Annotated in this window: 21 protein-coding genes; 8 read left to right on the top strand and 13 right to left on the bottom strand. The window is 45.3% G+C overall.

Annotated features, from left to right (window positions below; translation table 11 throughout):
* Window positions 1-29: 29 nt before the first annotated feature.
* From spoT to LDO37_RS17535, 5 genes are all read right to left on the bottom strand, one after another.
* Complete coding sequence (gene spoT / locus LDO37_RS17555; RefSeq protein WP_126606602.1) at window positions 30-2,147, bottom strand: bifunctional GTP diphosphokinase/guanosine-3',5'-bis pyrophosphate 3'-pyrophosphohydrolase; 2,118 nt, start codon at window positions 2,145-2,147, stop codon at window positions 30-32.
* Window positions 2,148-2,216: 69 nt separating this feature from the next.
* Window positions 2,217-2,489 carry a DNA-directed RNA polymerase subunit omega gene (rpoZ, locus tag LDO37_RS17550; protein WP_101111469.1) on the bottom strand — a complete coding sequence of 91 codons (273 nt, stop codon included), beginning with the start codon at window positions 2,487-2,489 and terminating at the stop codon, window positions 2,217-2,219.
* A 59-nt stretch (window positions 2,490-2,548) separates the two neighbouring features.
* A complete protein-coding gene (gmk, locus tag LDO37_RS17545) occupies window positions 2,549-3,172 on the bottom strand; it encodes a guanylate kinase (protein WP_101111468.1) in 624 nt (207 codons plus the stop codon).
* 146 nt (window positions 3,173-3,318) lie between these two features.
* The gene (locus tag LDO37_RS17540) at window positions 3,319-5,214 is read right to left on the bottom strand and encodes an LTA synthase family protein (RefSeq protein WP_185829726.1); all 1,896 of its coding nucleotides are present in this window, start codon (window positions 5,212-5,214) and stop codon (window positions 3,319-3,321) included.
* Window positions 5,215-5,282: 68 nt separating this feature from the next.
* Window positions 5,283-6,149, bottom strand: coding sequence for a YicC/YloC family endoribonuclease (locus LDO37_RS17535; RefSeq protein ID WP_101111467.1), 867 nt, complete (start codon window positions 6,147-6,149; stop codon window positions 5,283-5,285).
* A gap of 188 nt (window positions 6,150-6,337) precedes the next feature.
* Here LDO37_RS17535 and rph point away from each other — a divergent pair, with 188 nt between their 5' ends.
* Window positions 6,338-7,054 carry a ribonuclease PH gene (gene rph, locus LDO37_RS17530; RefSeq protein WP_101111466.1) on the top strand — a complete coding sequence of 239 codons (717 nt, stop codon included), beginning with the start codon at window positions 6,338-6,340 and terminating at the stop codon, window positions 7,052-7,054.
* A gap of 123 nt (window positions 7,055-7,177) precedes the next feature.
* Complete coding sequence (pyrE, locus tag LDO37_RS17525) at window positions 7,178-7,819, top strand: orotate phosphoribosyltransferase (RefSeq protein WP_101111465.1); 642 nt, start codon at window positions 7,178-7,180, stop codon at window positions 7,817-7,819.
* Between the two features lie 107 nt (window positions 7,820-7,926).
* On the opposite strand, the gene lpxL is transcribed toward pyrE, so the two are convergent.
* From lpxL to coaBC, 3 genes are all read right to left on the bottom strand, one after another.
* Complete coding sequence (gene lpxL, locus LDO37_RS17520; RefSeq protein WP_126606601.1) at window positions 7,927-8,865, bottom strand: LpxL/LpxP family Kdo(2)-lipid IV(A) lauroyl/palmitoleoyl acyltransferase; 939 nt, start codon at window positions 8,863-8,865, stop codon at window positions 7,927-7,929.
* A gap of 3 nt (window positions 8,866-8,868) precedes the next feature.
* The gene (gene slmA, locus LDO37_RS17515; RefSeq protein WP_101111463.1) at window positions 8,869-9,459 is read right to left on the bottom strand and encodes a nucleoid occlusion factor SlmA; all 591 of its coding nucleotides are present in this window, start codon (window positions 9,457-9,459) and stop codon (window positions 8,869-8,871) included.
* 155 nt (window positions 9,460-9,614) lie between these two features.
* Window positions 9,615-10,826, bottom strand: a complete 1,212-nt coding sequence (gene coaBC / locus LDO37_RS17510; RefSeq protein WP_126606609.1) for a bifunctional phosphopantothenoylcysteine decarboxylase/phosphopantothenate--cysteine ligase CoaBC — start codon at window positions 10,824-10,826, stop codon at window positions 9,615-9,617.
* Window positions 10,827-11,592: 766 nt separating this feature from the next.
* On the opposite strand from coaBC, the gene LDO37_RS17505 reads away from it, so the two are divergent.
* From LDO37_RS17505 to rpmG, 4 genes are all read left to right on the top strand, one after another.
* Window positions 11,593-12,579 (top strand): cytochrome-c peroxidase, encoded by a 987-nt coding sequence (locus LDO37_RS17505; protein ID WP_126608118.1) that lies wholly within the window; start codon window positions 11,593-11,595, stop codon window positions 12,577-12,579.
* A gap of 248 nt (window positions 12,580-12,827) precedes the next feature.
* Entirely contained in the window at window positions 12,828-13,502 is a 675-nt protein-coding gene (gene radC / locus LDO37_RS17500) for a RadC family protein (protein WP_101111461.1), read from the top strand.
* A gap of 370 nt (window positions 13,503-13,872) precedes the next feature.
* On the top strand, window positions 13,873-14,109 hold the full coding sequence (rpmB, locus tag LDO37_RS17495; protein ID WP_004728407.1) for a 50S ribosomal protein L28: 237 nt from the start codon (window positions 13,873-13,875) through the stop codon (window positions 14,107-14,109).
* 13 nt (window positions 14,110-14,122) lie between these two features.
* Entirely contained in the window at window positions 14,123-14,290 is a 168-nt protein-coding gene (rpmG, locus tag LDO37_RS17490; RefSeq protein ID WP_004405486.1) for a 50S ribosomal protein L33, read from the top strand.
* Between the two features lie 65 nt (window positions 14,291-14,355).
* Here the strand turns inward: rpmG and LDO37_RS17485 are convergent, their stop codons facing one another.
* Both LDO37_RS17485 and LDO37_RS17480 read right to left on the bottom strand, forming a co-directional pair.
* Window positions 14,356-15,252, bottom strand: coding sequence for a hypothetical protein (locus LDO37_RS17485; RefSeq protein ID WP_126608117.1), 897 nt, complete (start codon window positions 15,250-15,252; stop codon window positions 14,356-14,358).
* A gap of 50 nt (window positions 15,253-15,302) precedes the next feature.
* Window positions 15,303-15,773 carry a hypothetical protein gene (locus LDO37_RS17480; RefSeq protein ID WP_126608116.1) on the bottom strand — a complete coding sequence of 157 codons (471 nt, stop codon included), beginning with the start codon at window positions 15,771-15,773 and terminating at the stop codon, window positions 15,303-15,305.
* 111 nt (window positions 15,774-15,884) lie between these two features.
* Between LDO37_RS17480 and mutM the strand changes: the two genes are divergently transcribed.
* Window positions 15,885-16,706 (top strand): bifunctional DNA-formamidopyrimidine glycosylase/DNA-(apurinic or apyrimidinic site) lyase, encoded by an 822-nt coding sequence (mutM, locus tag LDO37_RS17475; RefSeq protein ID WP_126608115.1) that lies wholly within the window; start codon window positions 15,885-15,887, stop codon window positions 16,704-16,706.
* Here the strand turns inward: mutM and coaD are convergent.
* Window positions 16,685-17,191, bottom strand: coding sequence for a pantetheine-phosphate adenylyltransferase (coaD, locus tag LDO37_RS17470; protein ID WP_104400986.1), 507 nt, complete (start codon window positions 17,189-17,191; stop codon window positions 16,685-16,687). The two genes, mutM and coaD, sit on opposite strands and share 22 nt — an antisense overlap.
* A 112-nt stretch (window positions 17,192-17,303) precedes the next feature.
* Between coaD and LDO37_RS17465 the strand changes: the two genes are divergently transcribed.
* Window positions 17,304-18,335 (top strand): glycosyltransferase family 9 protein, encoded by a 1,032-nt coding sequence (locus LDO37_RS17465; protein ID WP_126608114.1) that lies wholly within the window; start codon window positions 17,304-17,306, stop codon window positions 18,333-18,335.
* Window positions 18,336-18,366: 31 nt separating this feature from the next.
* On the opposite strand, the gene LDO37_RS17460 is transcribed toward LDO37_RS17465, so the two are convergent.
* Both LDO37_RS17460 and LDO37_RS17455 read right to left on the bottom strand, forming a co-directional pair.
* Complete coding sequence (locus LDO37_RS17460; protein WP_126608113.1) at window positions 18,367-19,155, bottom strand: glycosyltransferase family 2 protein; 789 nt, start codon at window positions 19,153-19,155, stop codon at window positions 18,367-18,369.
* Window positions 19,152-20,204, bottom strand: a complete 1,053-nt coding sequence (locus LDO37_RS17455; RefSeq protein WP_126608112.1) for a glycosyltransferase family 9 protein — start codon at window positions 20,202-20,204, stop codon at window positions 19,152-19,154. The genes LDO37_RS17460 and LDO37_RS17455 overlap by 4 nt, the downstream gene beginning before the upstream one ends.
* Window positions 20,205-20,234 lie beyond the last annotated feature (30 nt).

Below are 20,234 nucleotides of genomic sequence, written 5' to 3'. Positions count from 1 at the left end.
TTTAATGTTCAAACTCGTTTTTTAGATGATCAGTGTTTGCGTCGGCGAACTTTTGTTGCCTGAGGCATAACGCGAATGCGCTTCATAATGCCAGCTAGATTCACACGGTCTTTCGCGGTTAACAGCACGGTAATGGTGTACAGGCGACCGTCTTTCTCTTCGGTCGAAATACCGTGGATGTTCGAACCCGTTTGCGAAATCACGTTGGTTAACGCAGCCAGCGCACCTTGGTGGTTTTGCATGTCGATCTGAAGTTCAGTAATGAACTCTTGATCGTAATCGTTCGACCATTCTACCGCCATGTACTTATCCGGTTCTTTTTGGTATCCGCGTACGTTTGGACACGTTTCACGGTGAACCACTAATCCTCGACCTGGAGAGACGTGGGCAATAATGTGATCATCTGGAATTGGGTGGCAGCAATTAGCAAACGTCAGCAAAATACCTTCCGCACCGCGGATAGGAAGCTTCTTCTTATTGCTTTTCGAGTCACTCGTTTCGGTCAGTTCATCCACATCGCCTAACAAGCGGCGTGCAATCACAATACTCATCAATTCGCCAAGGCCGATGGCAGCCAGCAAATCATCCAGCGATTCGACTTTTAGCTCAGCCAAAACATGATCGATGTTGTCTTGATTGATGTCGGAAATCGAATGTTCACCTAATGCGTGATTCAGTAATCGACGGCCTAAGGTAATCGACTCTTCACGACGCATGGTTTTCAGAACCTGACGGATCTTGGTGCGAGCACGAGAGGTCACTACATAGTTGAGCCACGCGGCGTTCGGGCGTGCCCCCGGTGCACTGATGATTTCAATGGTTTGACCATTTTTCAGAGATTTGCTCAACGGGTAAGGTTGGCGATCAACCCGCGCGCCAACACACATGTTGCCCACATCGGTATGCACGGCATACGCGAAATCGACAGCAGTCGCGCCCACAGGCATTTCAACAATTCGACCTTTTGGTGTGAACACGTAAATTTCATCTGGGAACAGATCGGATTTTACGTTTTCAATGAATTCGAAAGAGTTACCCGCACTTTGCTGCAGCTCTAACAGGCTTTGCATCCAGCGCTGCGCTTTCACTTGTGCGGTGGTGCCAGACTTATCGCCATTGGATTTGTAAGACCAGTGTGCTGCGACACCTTTGTCCGCCATTTGATCCATGTCTTCGGTACGAATCTGCACTTCAACCGGCACGCCGTGAGGACCTACCATCGAGGTATGCAAAGACTGGTATCCATTGGCTTTTGGAACAGCGATATAGTCTTTCATTTTGCCAGGACGCGGCTTGTACAAGCTGTGGACCTGACCAAGAACGCGATAACACATGTCGGCAGAATCAACGACGACACGGAACGCGTAGATATCCATAATAGTATGGAAACGCTGTTCTTTGGTGCGCATCTTGTTATAGATGGAGAACAGGTTTTTTTCGCGCCCAAATACGCGGGCGTTGAGTCCCATTTCTTCCAATCGACCGGAAATCTCGTTGTGGATACGCTGAATGATTTCTTTTCGGTTACCGCGCGCGGCTTTCACCACTTCTTTTAAGACGCGATATCGATTGGGGTATAAAGCCTCAAAGCCTAGCTCTTCAAGCTCAACTTTGATGTTGTGAATACCTAAACGGTGAGCCAGTGGTGCATAAATTTCCAGCGTTTCACGAGCAATACGGCGCTTTTTATCGGGACGAAGTGCGCCCAGTGTACGCATGTTGTGCGTACGGTCTGCCAATTTGATCAGGATAACGCGAATATCCTGAACCATGGCAAGCACCATTTTGCGGAAGTTTTCGGCTTGTGCTTCTTTTCGATCGCGGAACTTAAGCTTATCCAGCTTAGATACCCCATCGACCAATTCAGCGACCGTAGCTCCAAACTGCTCTTCCAATTCTTCTTTGGTGACCTCGGTATCTTCGATAACGTCGTGCAGCAAAGCTGCCATCAAGGTTTCATTATCGAGGCGCATTTCTGCGAGGATACGAGCGACAGCGACAGGGTGGATAATGTACGGTTCGCCAGTGGAACGGGTTTGCCCTTCATGGGCGTCTCTTGCTACCACATAAGATCGACTCAGAGCCTCAAGTTGAGGCTCTGTCAGATATTCTTGGGCAACTTCTTTTAGGCTTTCAAAAAGATACAAATTACAGGCCCGAAATGCTTTAGAAAGTTACTGTGAACTAAACAGTTACTATGAACTATTTAGTTACTATTAACGGTTGTGAGCGATACTGCTTACTGCCGCCAGTTCTGCTGCTTCTTGTTCTTGCTGCTCTTGACGCTCGCGAGCATCCAGTACCTCTTTAGTGATAAGACCTTCTTCGATCTCGCGAAGAGCGATAACCGATGGCTTATCGTTTTCTTCAGGCACTAGTGAATCTTTACCGCCAGTTTGCATTTGACGAGCGCGGCGTGCCGCAATCAGAACCAAGTCAAAACGGTTACCAATTTTTTCAACAGCGTCTTGTACAGTTACGCGTGCCATGAGGACTCCAATATTTAACTAAAAATTTAATATGACGAGAAATTATACAGTCTAAAGGCTCAATCGGCCAATAGCGCTGTTAACATGCTGCTGTATTTAGCGGCTTGTTTGTCTTCCTTCAGGCGTTCTGCACGAAGAATAGACTTGAAATCGAGCACCGCGGTGTCGAAATCATCGTTTACAATGACGTAATCATACTCATTGTAATGGGATATCTCAGATTGTGCTTCATTCATGCGCTTGGCAATCACAGCTTCGCTGTCTTGGCCTCGTGCATTAAGGCGGCGTTCCAGTTCTTCTTTTGATGGCGGAAGAATGAAAATGCTCTTAGCCAGAGGCATCTGCTCGCGTATTTGACGAGCGCCTTGCCAATCAATGTCGAGGAACACATCAATGCCTTTATCTAGGTTCTCTTCAATCCAAGGGCGAGACGTACCGTAGTAGTTACCAAACACTTCTGCGTATTCAAGAAACGATTTTTGTTCAATCAATTCTTCAAATTTATCTTTGCTAACAAAGTGATAGTGTATGCCGTCTTCTTCTCCAGGGCGCATTCCACGAGTGGTGTGGGATACTGATACTTTCATAGCGTAAGTTGGATTTTTTTCCAATAGCGCTGAAATCAGGCTTGATTTACCTGCACCGCTTGGTGCTGAAACGATGTATAAAGTACCTTTACCCATGAATAATCCGCTTACTTTTACCCTAGTTACCTGAATGCGAGTGTAACGCACTGCAGGGTGAGATGCCTAAAAAATGGGGCGAAAGGATAGCATTTTTTGTTCAATAACCTCAATGCTTCTGTTTCGCCCTAGTGGATTTGGTTGAACTAGTGGGTTTTGCTGAATATGTCTCGATACTGAGTCGTCTCGCCGTTAAACAGCAATTCTTGGGTGAGCGCATTGAAGTCGCGACCTTGTTCAAACAGTGGTGCTACCCAAGACTCATTACAGTCTGCTCGCTTCAGCCTTATGGTGTCATCTTTTATATGGAAACACTGTTGCAAGCTGTTATTGCTAGAATCGATAGTTACCATGCGCTTGCCGTCTACCCAAAAGAACAGGCTTCCATCAGAGAAACTAGACTGCCCTGCGTAATGTTCATTGAGCAGGGACTGCCCTGTAAACCAAGGCGCGTAGCCACCCAACCAATCTAGAATGGTGCTTCCAACATCGCGCTGAGATGTGGCGGCATTGTGGTGAATGGCGGGTACGCTGCCGTCGGTGGCGTAAATCAAAAACGGAATCGAATTTTTCGCTAGGTTAGGCTCTACAATCTTGGCGGTGTGATCCGACATCAGCACGACCAATGTTGGCTCTTTTACGGTGTCATGCAGTTCAGTAATAAAGGCTTCTAATGCTTTGTCGGCATAATTCATGGTACTACGACGCAGTTCAGGCATGGTGGACTTTCCGAACGTAAAATCATCTTCGGATGGAAGTAATGAACCGTGCGTGGTGCCTGTGTTGATGGCAATAAAGAAGGGCTTGTCAGAGTTGCTGTTCTGCATCTCGTTGATTCTGTCCATCGAGAAGCGATAGATACTGTCGTCTTGAAAACCCCACTCATTGTGCGGCGCTTCAAAGTCAAAATCTTCTTTACCGTAGGATTCTGTAAATCCAAGGGATTGAGCAAACGCTCCAACGATGCCTTTGCCACTGCCTTGAACGAAACGCGTGTCCCACCCTTGCTCACGTAGCATGTGGGGTAAACATTTGTATTGGCTATTTTGTAAGTGTGTGCCCGCTACAATGCCACCGTTAGGGTTAGGGTAGCTGCACATGCTGGCAAAAATACCTTGGACTGTACGGTATCCATCGGCATACATGGCATCCGATGTCAGCGATTTGGCACGCAGTGCATCAAAGAACGGGGTGGAGTGATGTTCTGGGTTAGGGCTATTCATATCTACCGATGCCCAGCTTTCCAACAAAACGAAGACCACATTGGCTTTTTTGAAGTCACTAATGTTGGAAGCGATTTCTTGATTGAGTGCGGCGTTAAATACTTCATGAACAGAAGGTTCAGGGCTGGCTGTAATGCGAGAAACGGCTTTGTTCTTCCCGTTTGCAAGATAATAAGTCACGCTGTAAGGCGCGCTCCACGCTATATACGCTTTGTCATTGTGACCAATTTTATATGCACTCATCGGTGACTGAGGCGCATCGAACCAACCACCACGAATAAAGGTGACGGTGAGTACGAGGTAAGCCAGCGTCGCCAGTGTGTATTTACCGAGGGTTAAGCGGCTCGTCGCCATGTTCGTCCAGCTGCTTTTCCAGATAATGAAGACAGAGACGGCACTAAGGACGAGACCTAAAATCACCAGCGGGTAGTATACGGTGAAAGCCGTTATCAGTACGGAATCGACTAAACCAGAAGCCGTAAAGAGTTCAAAGGTGACGTGCTTACGCGCATCTTCAGCGTAAATGGTGTCGGACGCCGTGGCACCAATGATCCATAAAACAGCCAAACTCGCCCAAAGACGAATCGCCCATCGCATGTCGAATCGAAGAAAATTCAGAACCAGTAACACCAATGCCGCGGGTGCCGTCAATAATGCCGCTATGGTGGCATCGAATCTCAGCCCGTAAAGCAGGCTAATAATACCATCCGCGCTGAATAGGCTCAGAGGAATAGAGGTAGCAGCGAAAAGGAAAATCACCTTGCTTGAAAAAGCCGTCAGCAAGAAGGTGAAAAACAGTCTTAGTATGTTTCTTATCATTGTGAACTCGGGTAAAGCAGATATTGACGCAAGAAAAAGGCAAGCGATGCTTGCCTTAAAATAGACGATTATTCGATGTTTTGGATCTGCTCACGCATTTGCTCGATTAGAACTTTCAGTTCTACGCCAGATGCGGTGATGTCTGTGCTGATGGATTTGGATGCCAGCGTGTTCGACTCGCGGTTGAACTCTTGCATCATGAAGTCGAGCTTACGACCACATGCGCCACCCTTCTTAAGGATGTTGTTGGCTTCTTTTACGTGTGAGTCCAAGCGATCCAATTCTTCAGCGACATCGGATTTTTGAGCCAAAAGAATCAGCTCTTGTTCCACGCGTGAACCTTCTAGCTCGATCTTGGCCTCTTCAAACTTGGTGAGTAGGCGTTCGCGTTGCCATTCTAGAATTTCTGGCATGCGGGCACGTACCTTGACTACTTGCTCGGTGATGGAAGACAAACGCTGCTCAATCAGAGCTTTCATGTTTTCGCCTTCACGGCCACGAGCGTCAATAAAGTCTTTTAGCCCTTCATCAAAGGCACCTAATAGGTCTTTGTTGATGGCATCCATGTCTTGTTCAGGGGTTTCCATTACGCCTGGCCAGTTCATGACTTGGAATGGATTGATGCGGCTATCTTCACCGGTCATCGACATCACTTGATTGGCGGCATTGATCACTTGCTGCGCCAAATCTTGATTGATGGTGATTTCACCTTTTGCTGCTGGGTTCGCTTCAAAACGCAGGTGACATTCTACTTTTCCGCGTGCCAGTTTCTTGCGAAAGCGCTCACGAAGGATAGGTTCAAGACCACGGAATTGCTCTGGCAAACGAAAGTAGGTTTCTAAATAGCGTTGATTGACGGAGCGAATCTCCCAAACTGCGCTGCCCCAGTCACCTTTAATTTCTTTTCGTGCATAAGCAGTCATGCTGTAGATCATTGAATTGTCCTTTGCTCGCGGAGATGAAAATTTTGAATGAGCGGTATAGTAGCATAATCACCGAGCGAGGTACGAGATCTCCGGTGGTTTGCCGCGATGTAGATAGTCGCCATGGCTAGGCAGCACGAGTGAATTCCTATATACTTTGCCTCCAACCAGATTCGCCTCCCCATGAAAGGTATTTATCCATGCGTCCAGACGATCGCACCGCGGAACAAGTTCGCCCAATCAAAATTACTCGTAACTATACTGCGTATGCAGAAGGCTCCGTGCTTGTCGAGTTTGGCAATACTAAGGTGTTGTGTAACGCCAGTGTGGAAGAAAATGTGCCGCGTTGGCTGAAAGGTCAAGGCAGAGGCTGGGTAACAGCGGAATACGGTATGTTGCCACGTGCAACTCACACTCGTAATCGCCGTGAAGCCGCGAGTGGTAAGCAAGGCGGTCGTACAATGGAAATCCAGCGACTGATTGCTCGCAGCTTACGTGCAGTCGTTGATTTAGAAGCCATGGGTGAAGTCATGGTGACTGTTGACTGTGATGTTATCCAAGCAGACGGCGGTACACGTACGGCATCGATTTCTGGTGCAAGCGTTGCGATGGCTGATGCGTTCCAGCACTTGGTAGAGCAAGGTAAGCTAAAAGCGAACCCAATGAAAGGACACGTTGCTGCTGTTTCTGTTGGTATCGTTGAAGGAAAAGCGCTATGCGACCTTGAGTATGTTGAAGACTCAGCAGCAGAGACCGACATGAACGTTGTCATGACGGAAGACGGTCGTATGATTGAAGTGCAGGGCACCGCAGAAGGTGAACCGTTTAGCCACGAAGAATTATTGGAGTTGCTGGCGCTAGCGAAAACCGGCATCAATTCCATTGTAGAAACACAGAAGAAAGCGTTAGAAAACTGATTAAATGAATAGCTCCTCACTGAGGGGCTATTTTTTTGTCTACTCTGTTTATGTTTCTCATCAACCGGAGAGTCATTGATGGAGTAGGCGACGAAACACACTAAGAAAATAGAGAGAAAATTAATGAAAGCATACCAGCGTGATTTTATTGAGTTTGCACTAGAGAAAGAAGTGCTTAAGTTTGGCGAATTTACTTTAAAATCTGGTCGTAAGAGCCCTTACTTCTTTAACGCTGGCTTGTTCAATACCGGTCGTGATTTGGCGAGACTAGGGCGTTTTTATGCGGCTGCTTTGGCTGACTCTGGTATTGATTACGATGTGTTGTTTGGCCCAGCGTATAAAGGCATTCCAATTGCAACAACGACAGCTGTTGCATTGGCCGATCACCACGATGTGGATACGCCATACTGCTTTAACCGTAAAGAAGCAAAAAACCATGGTGAAGGTGGCAACCTAGTCGGCAGTCCGCTAGAAGGACGTATTATGCTGGTGGATGATGTAATTACAGCGGGCACAGCGATTCGTGAGTCGATGGAAATCATTAAAGCGAATGGCGCGGACTTAGCGGGTGTTCTAGTGGCGATTGACCGCCAAGAGAAAGGCAAAGGTGAATTGTCTGCCATTCAGGAAGTGGAGCGCGACTTTGGTTGTGCTGTTATTTCGATTGTGAGCTTGACGGATCTTATCTCTTACCTCGAAGAGAAAGGTGGGAATTCAGAACACCTTGAAGCTGTAAAAGCGTACCGCGCAGAATTCGGAATTTAACTTAGCGATAGAGTTAAAGTACAAATGTTAAAAAAGACAGCCTAGGCTGTCTTTTTTGTTTCGAATACTCTTGCGTCAATAATACTCGGCTATCAAAAACCTATAGATCAGTCGTTATAAAGGTGCCCACGTTCACTGCCATCGTGCATGGTTTTAAATCGACGGTGCATCCACATGTACTGATCCATGCCTCGGGTGATCACTTTCTCTATGGCTTTGTTCATGACGATCGCCGCACCTTCAGCATCTCTTCTTGGGAATTGAGCACTGATATCGCTGTCTATTTCTAAGCAATACTGATTCCCACTTCGCAAGCTTGATGCCGTAATAACAGCACATTTACCCATATCGACTAAAAATCCGGTGCCAGATGGGGTGCACGCTTTTTCGTATTCAAAGAAAGGGACATAGACGGAGTTTTGGCTGCCATAATCCTGATCCGGTAGATACCACAATCGCCCGCCCGATTTTAGAACGCGGACCATGCCCCGAACGTCCTCTCTATCGACCATTTGATGCCCAAATCGAGTTCGTCCCCAATTCTGAATAAAGTCGACCACTGGGTTTTCGTGAGGGCGATATACCCCATAACCTGATGCAAATTGACTGAAAGCGCGAGCGGTAATCTCAAGGTTTAGCATGTGAGTACAAACAACCAATACCCCTTTGCCTTGTGCTTCTAGGTCTAGGATATGCTGATCGTTTTTAAAATTAATGATGCGTTTGAAGCGCCAGTTGGGCCAAAACCACGCAATGCCAGTTTCTATCAGTGCAAGACCGGAGTTTTTGTAGACTTCATCTGTGATGCGTTGCTTTTCGGACTCTTCCATGTCTGGAAAGCAAATTTCCAAATTCTTGCGAATGATTTTGGCGCGTTTTTTAATGAGTGGTGCTACAGCTTTACCCAAGCCTCTACCCATCTTCTTTAAGAGTGGGTAAGGGAAAAGCGTTACGATCAGCGCTAACAAGCCAAATCCAAACCATACCAACCAGAAACGAGGATGAAGTAATCCTGTGTGAAATCTTGCCGTTTCAAACTTTTTCATGGATTACTGAATCTGCGCACTGAGCAGTGCCCAGTACTCCTCAAAATTATCGGTTGGCTGGTATTTGAAATCGGAACGGACAAATCGATTTAAACTGCCTTCTACTTGACCAAGTAATTGGGTTGCCAAAATGCTTTCATCGACAGGGAAGGACTTGCCTTCTCGAAGCTTACGTTCACGCAGGATCTGGCGTAGTTGGGTTTCGATGCGTTCAAACAGTTGGTTGATTCGCTCACGTAAACGCTCGTTTTCAAACATCAACGCATGCCCAGACAGGATACGTGAAAGGCCAGGGTTGCGTTCTGAAAACGCGAGAATGAGCTGCATAACCAGTCGAATACGCTGAAGCGTGTCTTTTTCTTCATCCAGAATCCGGTTGATGCGAGACATCAGCGCGTCTTCAATGAATTCGATTAAGCCCTCGAACATGCGAGCTTTACTAGGGAAATGGCGATATAGCGCGGCTTCGGAAACACCTACTTGTTTGGCAAGTTTGGCTGTCGTAATGCGAGAGGCTCCATCGGTGGACTCCAGCATTTCAGCCAGTGCCTGTAGGATTTCTTCACGACGATTTGATTTTCGATTGCCGGTCATTCAGTCCATTCCTTAATTTTGGCAGAAAATTTACAAGCCAGCATTTTAGCGCCAGCCAGCTAAAGAGGCTAGAGATACACTCGTGATTTTCAAGGAATAAAAGAATTTGTTGTTTGCAGCGCTCAGCAAGAGCGCTGTTTATCGAAGAGAAATTGTTATTTGTTCGGCGTCATCTGCGCAGCGATTTCTTCCATTAAGGCTTTGCCCAGCTCGACTTTACTGGCGATAGGCAAGATTTTATCCCCTTCTTTCCAGAATAAATGCAGAGCATTGCTGTCGCTATTAAAGCCAAGCCCTTGAATGGACACATCGTTGGCACAAATCATGTCCAAATTCTTTTTGGCGAGTTTGCTCCGCGCATAGGTTTCGACATCTTGTGTTTCAGCCGCAAAACCGACAGTAAAGGGACGATCCTCTTTAAGTTCGGCAACGGAGGCTATGATGTCTGGGTTTTTGACCATCCGAATCGTCATGGCATCGCTGTCGTCTGTTTTCTTAATTTTCTGATCGGCAATGGTTTCAGGTCGATAGTCAGCGACCGCAGCGCATCCAATGAAGACATTATGTTTTACAGCTTGATCCAAGGCAGCTTGGTGCATTTCTGTAGCGCTGTCGACATCAATTCGATTCACACCAATAGGCGTGGGTAACGCGACGGGGCCGCTGATTAACGTGACGTTAGCGCCTAATTTCGCCGCTGCACTGGCAATGGCAAACCCCATTTTTCCCGAGCTGTGATTCGATATATAGCGAACCGGGTCGATGGCTTCGCGAGTGGGACCTGCGGTAATCACCACGGATTGACCCGATAGCACCGAAGGGGTGAAAAAATCTTCACATAGGTGAACCAACTGCATCGGTTCGAGCATTCGACCTTTTCCTACGTCCCCACAAGCTTGCTCACCGGAAGCGGGACCCCAAATTTCCATTCCTCGGCGGCTTAATGTCTGGATGTTTTCTTGTGTCGCTAGGTTGGCATACATTTGCTGATTCATAGCAGGAGAAACGGCGATGGGGGCATCCGTTGCCAGAACGAGTGTCGTTAATAAATCATTGCCCAACCCCGATGCCATACGTGCGATCAGATCAGCGGTTGCAGGAGCAAGCAGCACTAAATCTGCCCATTTGGCGAGTTCAATGTGCCCCATAGAAGCTTCAGCGGCGGGATCGAGTAAGCTGTCTGATACAGGTCGACCGGATACGGCTTGCATCGTCAGCGGGGTGATGAACTCTTTGGCTGCATTCGTCATAACGACTTGCACTTCAGCGCCTCGTTCGATGAGCCTACGAGTGAGTTCGGCACATTTATACGCAGCAATTCCGCCGCTAATCCCTAAAAGTATTTTCTTTCCTGCTAGTGTCTGCATGCTGCGTTTCTCAAATTGGTTTTGTTCCATACCCAGTAACCATATCAAATATATATACTCAAACCACCTCAAGATGCTAGGTTCAGCGGCTTCTTATCCATAGATTGGGGGCTTGGTTTTCAGGCAAGGCACCAATTTGCAGATCTAGTGGCTCTAAATCAAGAATTGGTAACGCAGCATGAAAACCAAGCAAACTCGCCCTTGGGAGCTCATCTTCTGTCCCATTTCATCGTCAAAGAACTTGGAAAGGACTCGTCATTCCACTGTGTTCTTTTCCTTGAACTGAAACAGAAGATAGAGCTCTGAATCCTGCACCTTGAGATGGTTTGAGTATATTTTTAATGAGACCTTAAACCCCCTCATTAAATTTCTGAGTAAATTTTGCCCATTTTTCTGGCTTTTGGTGTGCTACAAGAGGCGTTTGTCATTCAAAGTGAATCTCTTAAATTTCATGATCTTATATTTTGATTTCAATCAATGAATCGGTGAATAATTTTAAGGCGTTTTTCTTCTGTTTTTTTACTCTGGCATATCAACCTATTGATAAGAATAACAAATAAGAGGTTGCTAATTTATTCATCTAGTTTGTCGATAAATGTCATCGATTTTTTGCGTTGTCCTTTTTTTAACCACTTATTTTTAATGTCTTACACATGGTGTGGTTATACATGGTCAGTTGTGCTGTCGGCTTGTTCTTTACCACCTGTGTTGTGTCGGAATACACGGTGACGTTTCGTTCACCGAAAACATAATAAGGTAGACAACAATGAAAATAATGACGTTTGCTACACTGGCGGCTTTCTCCTTTAGCGTGCAAGCCCAATCCCACTCTCAGGAACCTATTGAAGTGATTGTTCCTGCTGAGGGGCTTAACACCTCTTTGGTCAAACTTGGGAAAAAGCTCTGGTTTGATCCTCGTTTATCTAAGTCCAATACCATTTCGTGTAATTCTTGCCATAACCTAGCAACTGGTGGGGTGGATAACCTCCCGAGTTCGATTGGTCATGGTTGGCAAATTGGTCCCATCAATTCACCGACGGTATTGAATGCGGAGTTGAACTTCGTTCAATTTTGGAATGGGCGGGCGGAAGACTTAAAAGCTCAAGCCGCAGGACCTATTGAGAACCCAAAAGAGATGGCGTTCACCCATACCTTAGCGATTGATACGATAAAATCGATTCCTGGTTATCAAGCATTGTTTAAAGATGCGTTTGGGAAAAGCAGCTTTGGTATCGATGAAATTACGGTTGCTATAGCGGAGTTTGAGAAAACACTGCGTACCCCTAATTCGCCTTTCGACTTGTGGCTAACAGGTCAATCGGATGCGATATCGAATGTACAAAAAGAAGGGTATGCACTGTTCAAGCAAAAAGGTTGTACAGCTTGCCATAGTGGTCCTTTATTAGGTGGTCAGAACTATCAGAAAATGGGGTTGGTTAAACCGTTTGCGACGGATAACCCCGACGAAGGCAGAAAAGCGATAACCGGTAAGGAGTTTGATAAGTTTGTCTTCAAAGTACCGACGCTGAGAAACATTGAACTTACCTATCCTTACTTCCATGATGGTTCGGTTTGGGATTTGAAACAAGCCGTAAAAACCATGGCGGATATACAGTTGGGGCAGGCACTAAGTGATGATGAAGCCGAAAAAATCACAGAGTTCTTGAAATCTCTGACTGGCGAGCAGCCACGTATTACGCTTCCTCTACTGCCGCCTTCGAGTTTTGACACACCTCGACCAGATGTTGGCTAGCGGTATCGATAGATAAACAGCGAATTTTGCTGAAGACTGTATTTATCTCATCGCAGAGTTTGTTTATAGAGAGGGTGTCGCGCTCTCTCTATTCTCATCTTTTGAGTTCCTCCTAACATGAGTGTGGAATTTACTGATTCCTCAATTTCATAAAGATCATCGCTCGCTCGAAATTTACTGTTTGGTAATTGATATAAAACGACATTCTCTATCCAATGAGCCTCATTGTTCTTTTGCAGGTCGTTTCGATGAGCATCAAAAATCTTCCGTCTGAATCTCAGCCTAGAGAAAAGCTACTTAACCAAGGTCCTAGTGCGCTTACCGATGCTGAATTGCTGGCTATTTTTCTGAGAACCGGAATCAAAGGCACCAATGTGATTGAGTTGTCCTCTCAGCTATTAGATGAGTTCGGTTCGCTGCGAGCCCTCTTTTCAGCCAGCCAAGAAGACTTCTGCCAGAAGAAAGGACTAGGGTCAGCCAAATTTGTGCAGTTAAAAGCGGTTATTGAGATGACTCAGCGTTATCTTGGGGAAACCCTAAAGCGTGGTGATGCGCTGACGAGCCCTGAACACACAAAACTTTATCTATCTAGTATTTTGCGCGATAGGCACAGAGAAGCCTTCTATATACTGTTTCTAGATAACCAGCATCGTGTGATTCAAGATGAAGTGTTATTTGAAGGGACTATCGATGCCGCGAGCGTTTACCCAAGAGAAGTGGTTAAAAGAGCACTGCACCATAACGCGGCTGCGCTCATTTTAGCGCATAACCATCCTTCTGGTGTTGCAGAGCCAAGCCAAGCGGACAGGAGAATCACTCGGCGGTTAACAGATGCAACTGCACTGGTGGATATTCGGATCTTGGATCACTTTGTGATTGGGGATGGAGAGGTGGTTTCGTTTGCGGAAAGAGGGTGGATATGAATATTGAGCACCGTTTCCTCACCGAAACTGCGCTTAAAATAATAGAGAATCGCGATAAGGCATACTGAGTCGGCTTTTAGCGTGTTTTGAGCTCACATTTTAGTTGTCTGCTAGTCAAAATCTGCTATCATCCCCGCACTGAAATTTATGAACCTCAATCAGCTCTGCCTAAAAAAGATCACGAAAACCTGTAAAAAGGATCTGTTCGGGTCTTGAGCAATGCATATCAAGTTAGTATAATGCGCGACCTTTGATAGCCTTGTATGGGTATTCCATAACGGTATTTGGCCTCCAGTCTTCTTATATGATAGATAGAGAGGTTCGGCCACCAAGGTTGATATCGAGCTGAAACGATTTGGAGAAGACATTCATGTCCCGAGTATGCCAAGTAACTGGTAAGCGTCCTGTAACGGGTAACAACCGTTCACACGCACGAAATGCTACCAAGCGTCGTTTTCTGCCGAACCTACAAACTCATCGTTTCTGGGTAGAAAGCGAAAAGCGCTTTGTTAAACTACGTCTAACTGCTAAGGGTATGCGTATTATTGATAAGAAAGGCATCGATGCTGTTCTTGTTGATATCCGTGCTCGTGGCGAGAACGTATAAGAGGAATTGAACAATGGCTAAAGGCATTCGTGAGAAAATCCGTCTAGTATCTTCTGCTGGAACTGGTCACTTCTACACAACTGACAAAAACAAACGTAACATGCCAGGCAAATTTGAGATCAAAAAGTTTGATCCAGTTGTACGCAAGCACGTTATGTACAAAGAAGCGAAAATCAAGTAATTGATTTCCAAATTCTTTGCTAGTGTTTAAAAACCCAGTCAATCGACTGGGTTTTTTATTGCTTGTTAGTTTGTATTTTCTAGTTCCATTTCGTAGGGCTTAAAATGACGAATAAGTTTTGGTTTCAGCAGCTTTTGACTTAGTCTTTCTATTCTTAGCTTGGTGCTTTTTTCAATCAAAACGGTGGGGATGGATGTTAAATCTAGAGAAGAAAGCCTGTCAATTTCGTTGCTAAGAGAGCTTTGTCTGATTCGACTCTCCATGAAGAATTGAGACATAGTATTATTCCAGCTATTTTTGTTACCCCAATAATGAATAATTTGGTTTTCTGCTGGTAGCAAGGTCGTTTCTTCTTTCAAAACTACTGAGAAGGCAAACTGCTCTAATAGCCAATTATAACAACCAGTAGCACACATTGCATCGCACACCTCAATCGCTTTTAGAACCAATTTATTGGCTTTCGATCTTGGAAGTGCAATTACACCGGCGTTCCACATTTCTGATTTTTCAGAAATCTTTATGTTTGAATACGAATTACCAGAAAGCTTTGCTCTCATTTCTTTATCTGTTTCCTGAACGGAACCCGAGAGATCTCGCTCAAACTCATGCATGTATGAGTAACCCTTATCCAAATTCAATTTAATTGTGCATAGACCACTTTGATAAAACGTATCTGAATCTACGTAGAGGATATGCTCATTCGGGAATTGCTCGGTTGCTTTTAGAATGGCGGTCATTTTTATCCGCCAAAAAAAGTCATACTTACCGCGCCATGTTTTAAAGTCATCAGGTTTTATTTTGATGGTATGAAGGCGATCACCAAGAAATTCGTAAGCTTCTGGATAATCAGTAACAATACATACTTTTGATATATCTGGGCTTTTCAGAAAAGAAAGAATAGAAAAACAGGCTTGTTGGTGTGTTTCAATTTTTTGTCCAAAAGAAAGGAGCGTTAATATCATTGACTCGTAAATCCTAATGTAGATGTCAGCTGAGTGTTTGAGAGTAGAAGTTAAATGAATGGAAAAAGGTACTTTTTTTCTACGGAAACAGCAACCCAGTCACCTTCCCAATTTTGAAGCAACCAAAAGCTTGGGGTTTGGTAAAATGTGATTCTTTCCGGTTCTTCGACACCGACATACCACACCTCTAACGTTCTGGCGGGAGGGAGATTTCCTTTCAACTTATCGTACGTATCTGAATCCACCTGAGTACCAGTGAGCTCTGTCCACCGGAGCGCAGCTTGTAACGGGTCGATAGAGAGTTGGCGTGTCGAATTCCATTCATTATCGACATTTTCAAGTGACCATTGAGCAAAATGCAAGGCACTTGGCTTTTCATTCGGGCTAATAACATAAGGAAGCGTGTTGGTTTCACCAAGCCCAAAGTGCTTTCTTAATACACTTGGTGCATTGATAACGGCAATAAATGCCAAGATCGATAAGATCAGAATGTTGTTCCAGCCACGACGGGAAAGCTTCATTGAATGCCTCAAACAGACGTATTTTAAGTATATACTCAAGCACCTTGAGGTAGCTTGAGTATAATCATAACCTCGTTCCCGATATACCGACAGCCTAATCAAGGAATTAAGATGCCAGAGTTACCAGAAGTTGAAGTGAGTCGCCTAGGGATTACACCTCATTTGAAAGGGCAAAAAGTCAAAGCCATACACGTGAGACAGCCCAAACTGCGTTGGATGGTGCCAGAAAGTATTCAAACATTGGTAGGCAAAGAAATTCTGGATATTACGCGTAGAGCAAAATACCTGATGATAGAAACAAAGGCGGGTAGCGCAGTCGTGCATTTGGGAATGTCGGGAAGTTTACGCGTTTTGGATGCCTTCATTGAACCGGGAAAGCACGATCACGTTGATCTGGTTTTAACCAATGGCAAAGTCCTTCGCTATAACGATCCTCGACGCTTTGGATCGTGGTTACACGCGGAATATGGAGAACAACCTGATGTGCTTAATCATTTGGGACCTGAGCCGTTAACGTACGCTTTCGATATTGATTATTTTACACAGCAAGCCAAACGTAAAAAAACCGTTGTTAAACAGTTCATTATGGATAACAAGGTTGTGGTAGGTGTGGGTAACATTTACGCCAATGAATCGCTATTCATGTCTCGTATCCATCCACAGTTACCAGCCAATCAACTCAATGATAGTGAGCTTGAATTATTGCACAGCAACATCAAGCGAGTACTGGATACTGCGATTAAACAAGGTGGGACGACACTTAAGGATTTCAATCAAGCTGATGGCAAGCCTGGTTATTTCGCCCAAGAGCTTCAAGTGTACGGACGTTCGGGGGAAAAATGCACGGTTTGTGAGAGCGTGATCGAAGATGTCAAAATTGGGCAGCGAAATACCTTCTACTGCCCAGTGTGTCAGCCTTTAGAGCGCTCTTGATACTTCTTCTCCAAAGCTGCGGCGACGATAGTGGGAACAAATTGCGCAACACTACCACCGTGAATGGCGACTTCGCGAACAATGGTGGATGAAATAAACGCGTGCTCCTCGGCTGGGGTAAGGAACACACTTTCTAACCCTGGTAGCAGCCTTCGGTACATGTTTGTTAAGCCAAATTCGTACTCAAAGTCGCCAGTGGTTCGCAGCCCACGAATCAGAACATTGGCTTGTTCTGTACGAGCAAAATCCACCATCAGCCCTGAAAAACCTTTTGTTGTGACGTTATCTAAATGCTTCGTGACAACTTGTGCAAACTTGACTCGTTCTTCCAAGGTGAACATGGTGTTCTTACTTGGGCTGGCGGCGACGGCGACAATCACTTCATCAAACATATCGGCAGCACGTTCAATCAAATCTAAATGGCCGTTGGTTAATGGGTCGAAGGTGCCCGGGTAAATCACTCGGGAGATACGTTTTGCTGACACATTTTACTCGCTTGCTTTTATTCATTAATCTGCTGTCATCATAGCAAAAAACACTCAAACTTCGCTATGTAACTGGGTATCATGTGTGGCGAACCACAGTGCGGAAAATAAGATGAAAAAAATACTGGTTATTCGAAACGATAAGATAGGCGATTTTATGTTGGCATGGCCGAGTTTCGCTATGCTAAAACAATCAATGCCTGACGTAGAAATTACCGCACTTGTCCCAGGTTACACCAAAGCATTGGCAGAGCTTTGCCCTTGGATTGATTCTGTTATCGTCGATTGTGGTTCAAAAGCGCCGAAACAAGAAAAAACGGAGCTGGTGAGACGAATAAAATCGGAGCAATTTGACGCTTCAATCAATTTATTCTCTACTTCTTACAACGCATCACTGGTATGGAAAGCCAAAATTCCCTATCGCCTTGCGCCCGCAACGAAAATTGCCCAGATTTTTTACAACAAACGAATCAAACAGAAACGTTCACAATCGGCTAAACCCGAGTTTGAGTACAATCTCGATCTTGTTCGCTCATTTTTATCGGGTGTCGGAGGCAAGATTGTTGAGCCCAACGCACCTTATTTGACTATAACGGCAGATGTTTTAGCTGCGCAAAAGGACAAACTGTCTAGGCAGTTAGATATCTCCCAAGACAAACCTTGGGTGTTTGTTCATGCAGGCAGCGGCGGTTCGGCTAATAACCTATCATTGGAACAGTATTCAGCGTTTATCAAAAATTTGCAGGTAGATAGAGAATACATTCTCACGGCTGGTCCGGGTGAAGAAAGTAAAGCCATGGAATTGCATGCTTTGTTGTCCGATCTTGGTGTGAAGTCAGTGGTATACAGCAAAAATGATGGGCTGGTCGATTTTACCTATTCCATTGCTTGTGCAGACATGTTTATTGCGGGCTCGACGGGACCCCTTCATATAGCAGCAACGTTGGATGTACCCACGGTCGGGTTCTTTCCGAGCAAGCGCTCAGCAACGCCACTTCGCTGGCGACCCATTAATTCAGAAGGGAAGCACATTGCTTTTTGCCCACCTGAAGCCAGCAGTAAAGACCAGCAAGAAGATATGTCTCGTATTGATGTGGCGGAATGCGCCGAGCAAGTGAAGAAGTGGTGGGCAGATATAGCATAAACTGCCCTTTAGCATAGGGTTTAGTCACCCATTATTTATAATGGGGATCGTTATCTCTCGCCCACAAATCTGCGTATTTGATAAAGGTAGAATGCGCGGATAACAAAGCAATCAAGAATCCTTGTTTCCCATCTAAAAAGCCTCGCTTTAGTACATACATTTTCATAAAACAGGCGAGTGCATGAACCACCCCCTGAGACAGCGACGCTTTTTTTCCTTTAGCTTGTCTTTGATCCGCCCAAGCTTTGCCGTAACCGGCTGACTTAACGAGATAATGGTTCAGGTTTTTGTAGGAGTAGTGAAGGATATCGCCATCGAGCTCTGCCACTTTACATCCGTCGGGAATAACGACTGATTCATGAACGAGGTTGTCGTTGTACGTTGTTAGCTTGTTGGGGTAAAGGCGGACATGTCGATAGTACCAGCCCGAATGTTTTAGGAATCGACCAAAGACCCAAGTTAGCTCATTAAGATTAAAAACGGTGTTATCGGGGACATTTTCTAACATATCAAGAATATTACTTTTTAATGTTTCATCAATGCGTTCGTCTGCATCAACGGCGAGAATCCAATCACATTCCGTATAGCTCTGGGCGAGTTGCTTCTGCTTGCCAAAACCCGGCCAATCCGAATTGATAAAGAATTTGCCGGTGTATTGTTTCGCGATAGCTTCGGTTTTGTCTGTGCTACCTGAATCAACGATCACGATTTCATCAACCCATGTCAGGCTTTCTAAGCAGTCTTTGAGACTGTCTTCTTCATTTTTGGTAATGATGACCGCAGCAATAGTCGCGCGGTTAGATTGGGAAAGCTGCGTCATAATTTCTGTTCTCTGCGCACACGGTTAAACATTGCGATGACATCTGCCGACGGGATGTTAGCCATCGCTTTTTCGTCTTTGACACGCGAGCGCCAAGGTAATTGAGATGGATTCTTTCCCGTCTGCTTTTCTATCTCTTGTGCCCACACACTGACAACATAATCCTGATACAAATAAGGACCTGTCCGAGCTGGGTTGTGGTGGGCATACAACCCGATCACTGGGGTATTCATTGCATTTGCCATATGGGTCGGACCCGTATCAGGTGCAACCACCAAATCACATTGATCAAGTAGAGCTAGCATCTCCAGCAGGCTGCTTTTACCCACTAAGTCGGTGACTGGTTTTTTTAATGATTGAAGAATTGACTGGGTTAGCTTTTGTTCCACAGGCGATGGGCTACCAGCAAGAATAACGTTCCAGCCCAATTTGTCCGCATGATTGATGAGATCGACATAGCCTTGAATCGTCCAGTTCTTATAGGCTTTACTTGCACCCGGAACGATCACTAGATTACGTTTGTCTGCAAGTAAATGGCTTTGTGCCCAAACACCAGCCGATTCTGGATAAGAAAGATCCCATTTAGGGGAGCAATCCGGTATGCCCAATACTTCATTAAAGGCTATCAACCCATCTAAAACGTGAGTTTTTTCGGGTGATGGTACTTTGGTATTGGTAAACCAATGTTGCCCATCTTGACTGCGGATTTTGTCAAAGCCCAACTTGTGTTTAGCTTTAATGCCTAAGGTGACGATGCTCGCTCTGATGGCGTACTGCATGTGTAATAAAGCATCAAACCTTTTTCCCTTGAGTTGCTTCCATACCGATACATAGCCACGCCACCCTTGCTTTTTGTCGAAAATAATGACCTCTATGTTGTCAATAGATTCAAGCAATTGCGCTTCGAGCTTTCCTGTTATCCACGTTACTTGCGTTTCTGGCCAATACTTTTGAATAGCTTGAACCGCAGCAATCGTGTTACAGACGTCGCCAATGGCAGATAAACGCAAGACACAGATAGAGGTGGGCGGGCTTGTAAAAAGCGTCATAGTGAAAGAAAGTTCTTTGATAAGTTGCTA

It is taken from the genome of Vibrio penaeicida, assembly GCF_019977755.1.
Taxonomy (GTDB): domain Bacteria; phylum Pseudomonadota; class Gammaproteobacteria; order Enterobacterales; family Vibrionaceae; genus Vibrio; species Vibrio penaeicida.
This window is presented reverse-complemented; position numbering and strand designations above follow the sequence as displayed.

What these genes read in the sequence shown, in the direction of transcription:
- rpoZ (WP_101111469.1), bottom strand. Translation starts at nt 2,489, where the DNA reads ATGGCACGCGTAACTGTACAAGACGCTGTTGAAAAAATTGGTAACCGT.
- gmk (WP_101111468.1), bottom strand. Translation starts at nt 3,172, where the DNA reads ATGGGTAAAGGTACTTTATACATCGTTTCAGCACCAAGCGGTGCAGGT.
- LDO37_RS17540 (WP_185829726.1), bottom strand. Translation starts at nt 5,214, where the DNA reads ATGATAAGAAACATACTAAGACTGTTTTTCACCTTCTTGCTGACGGCT.
- LDO37_RS17535 (WP_101111467.1), bottom strand. Translation starts at nt 6,149, where the DNA reads ATGATCTACAGCATGACTGCTTATGCACGAAAAGAAATTAAAGGTGAC.
- rph (WP_101111466.1), top strand. Translation starts at nt 6,338, where the DNA reads ATGCGTCCAGACGATCGCACCGCGGAACAAGTTCGCCCAATCAAAATT.
- pyrE (WP_101111465.1), top strand. Translation starts at nt 7,178, where the DNA reads ATGAAAGCATACCAGCGTGATTTTATTGAGTTTGCACTAGAGAAAGAA.
- lpxL (WP_126606601.1), bottom strand. Translation starts at nt 8,865, where the DNA reads ATGAAAAAGTTTGAAACGGCAAGATTTCACACAGGATTACTTCATCCT.
- slmA (WP_101111463.1), bottom strand. Translation starts at nt 9,459, where the DNA reads ATGACCGGCAATCGAAAATCAAATCGTCGTGAAGAAATCCTACAGGCA.
- coaBC (WP_126606609.1), bottom strand. Translation starts at nt 10,826, where the DNA reads ATGCAGACACTAGCAGGAAAGAAAATACTTTTAGGGATTAGCGGCGGA.
- LDO37_RS17505 (WP_126608118.1), top strand. Translation starts at nt 11,593, where the DNA reads ATGAAAATAATGACGTTTGCTACACTGGCGGCTTTCTCCTTTAGCGTG.
- radC (WP_101111461.1), top strand. Translation starts at nt 12,828, where the DNA reads ATGAGCATCAAAAATCTTCCGTCTGAATCTCAGCCTAGAGAAAAGCTA.
- rpmB (WP_004728407.1), top strand. Translation starts at nt 13,873, where the DNA reads ATGTCCCGAGTATGCCAAGTAACTGGTAAGCGTCCTGTAACGGGTAAC.
- rpmG (WP_004405486.1), top strand. Translation starts at nt 14,123, where the DNA reads ATGGCTAAAGGCATTCGTGAGAAAATCCGTCTAGTATCTTCTGCTGGA.
- LDO37_RS17485 (WP_126608117.1), bottom strand. Translation starts at nt 15,252, where the DNA reads ATGATATTAACGCTCCTTTCTTTTGGACAAAAAATTGAAACACACCAA.
- LDO37_RS17480 (WP_126608116.1), bottom strand. Translation starts at nt 15,773, where the DNA reads ATGAAGCTTTCCCGTCGTGGCTGGAACAACATTCTGATCTTATCGATC.
- mutM (WP_126608115.1), top strand. Translation starts at nt 15,885, where the DNA reads ATGCCAGAGTTACCAGAAGTTGAAGTGAGTCGCCTAGGGATTACACCT.
- LDO37_RS17465 (WP_126608114.1), top strand. Translation starts at nt 17,304, where the DNA reads ATGAAAAAAATACTGGTTATTCGAAACGATAAGATAGGCGATTTTATG.
- LDO37_RS17460 (WP_126608113.1), bottom strand. Translation starts at nt 19,155, where the DNA reads ATGACGCAGCTTTCCCAATCTAACCGCGCGACTATTGCTGCGGTCATC.
- LDO37_RS17455 (WP_126608112.1), bottom strand. Translation starts at nt 20,204, where the DNA reads ATGACGCTTTTTACAAGCCCGCCCACCTCTATCTGTGTCTTGCGTTTA.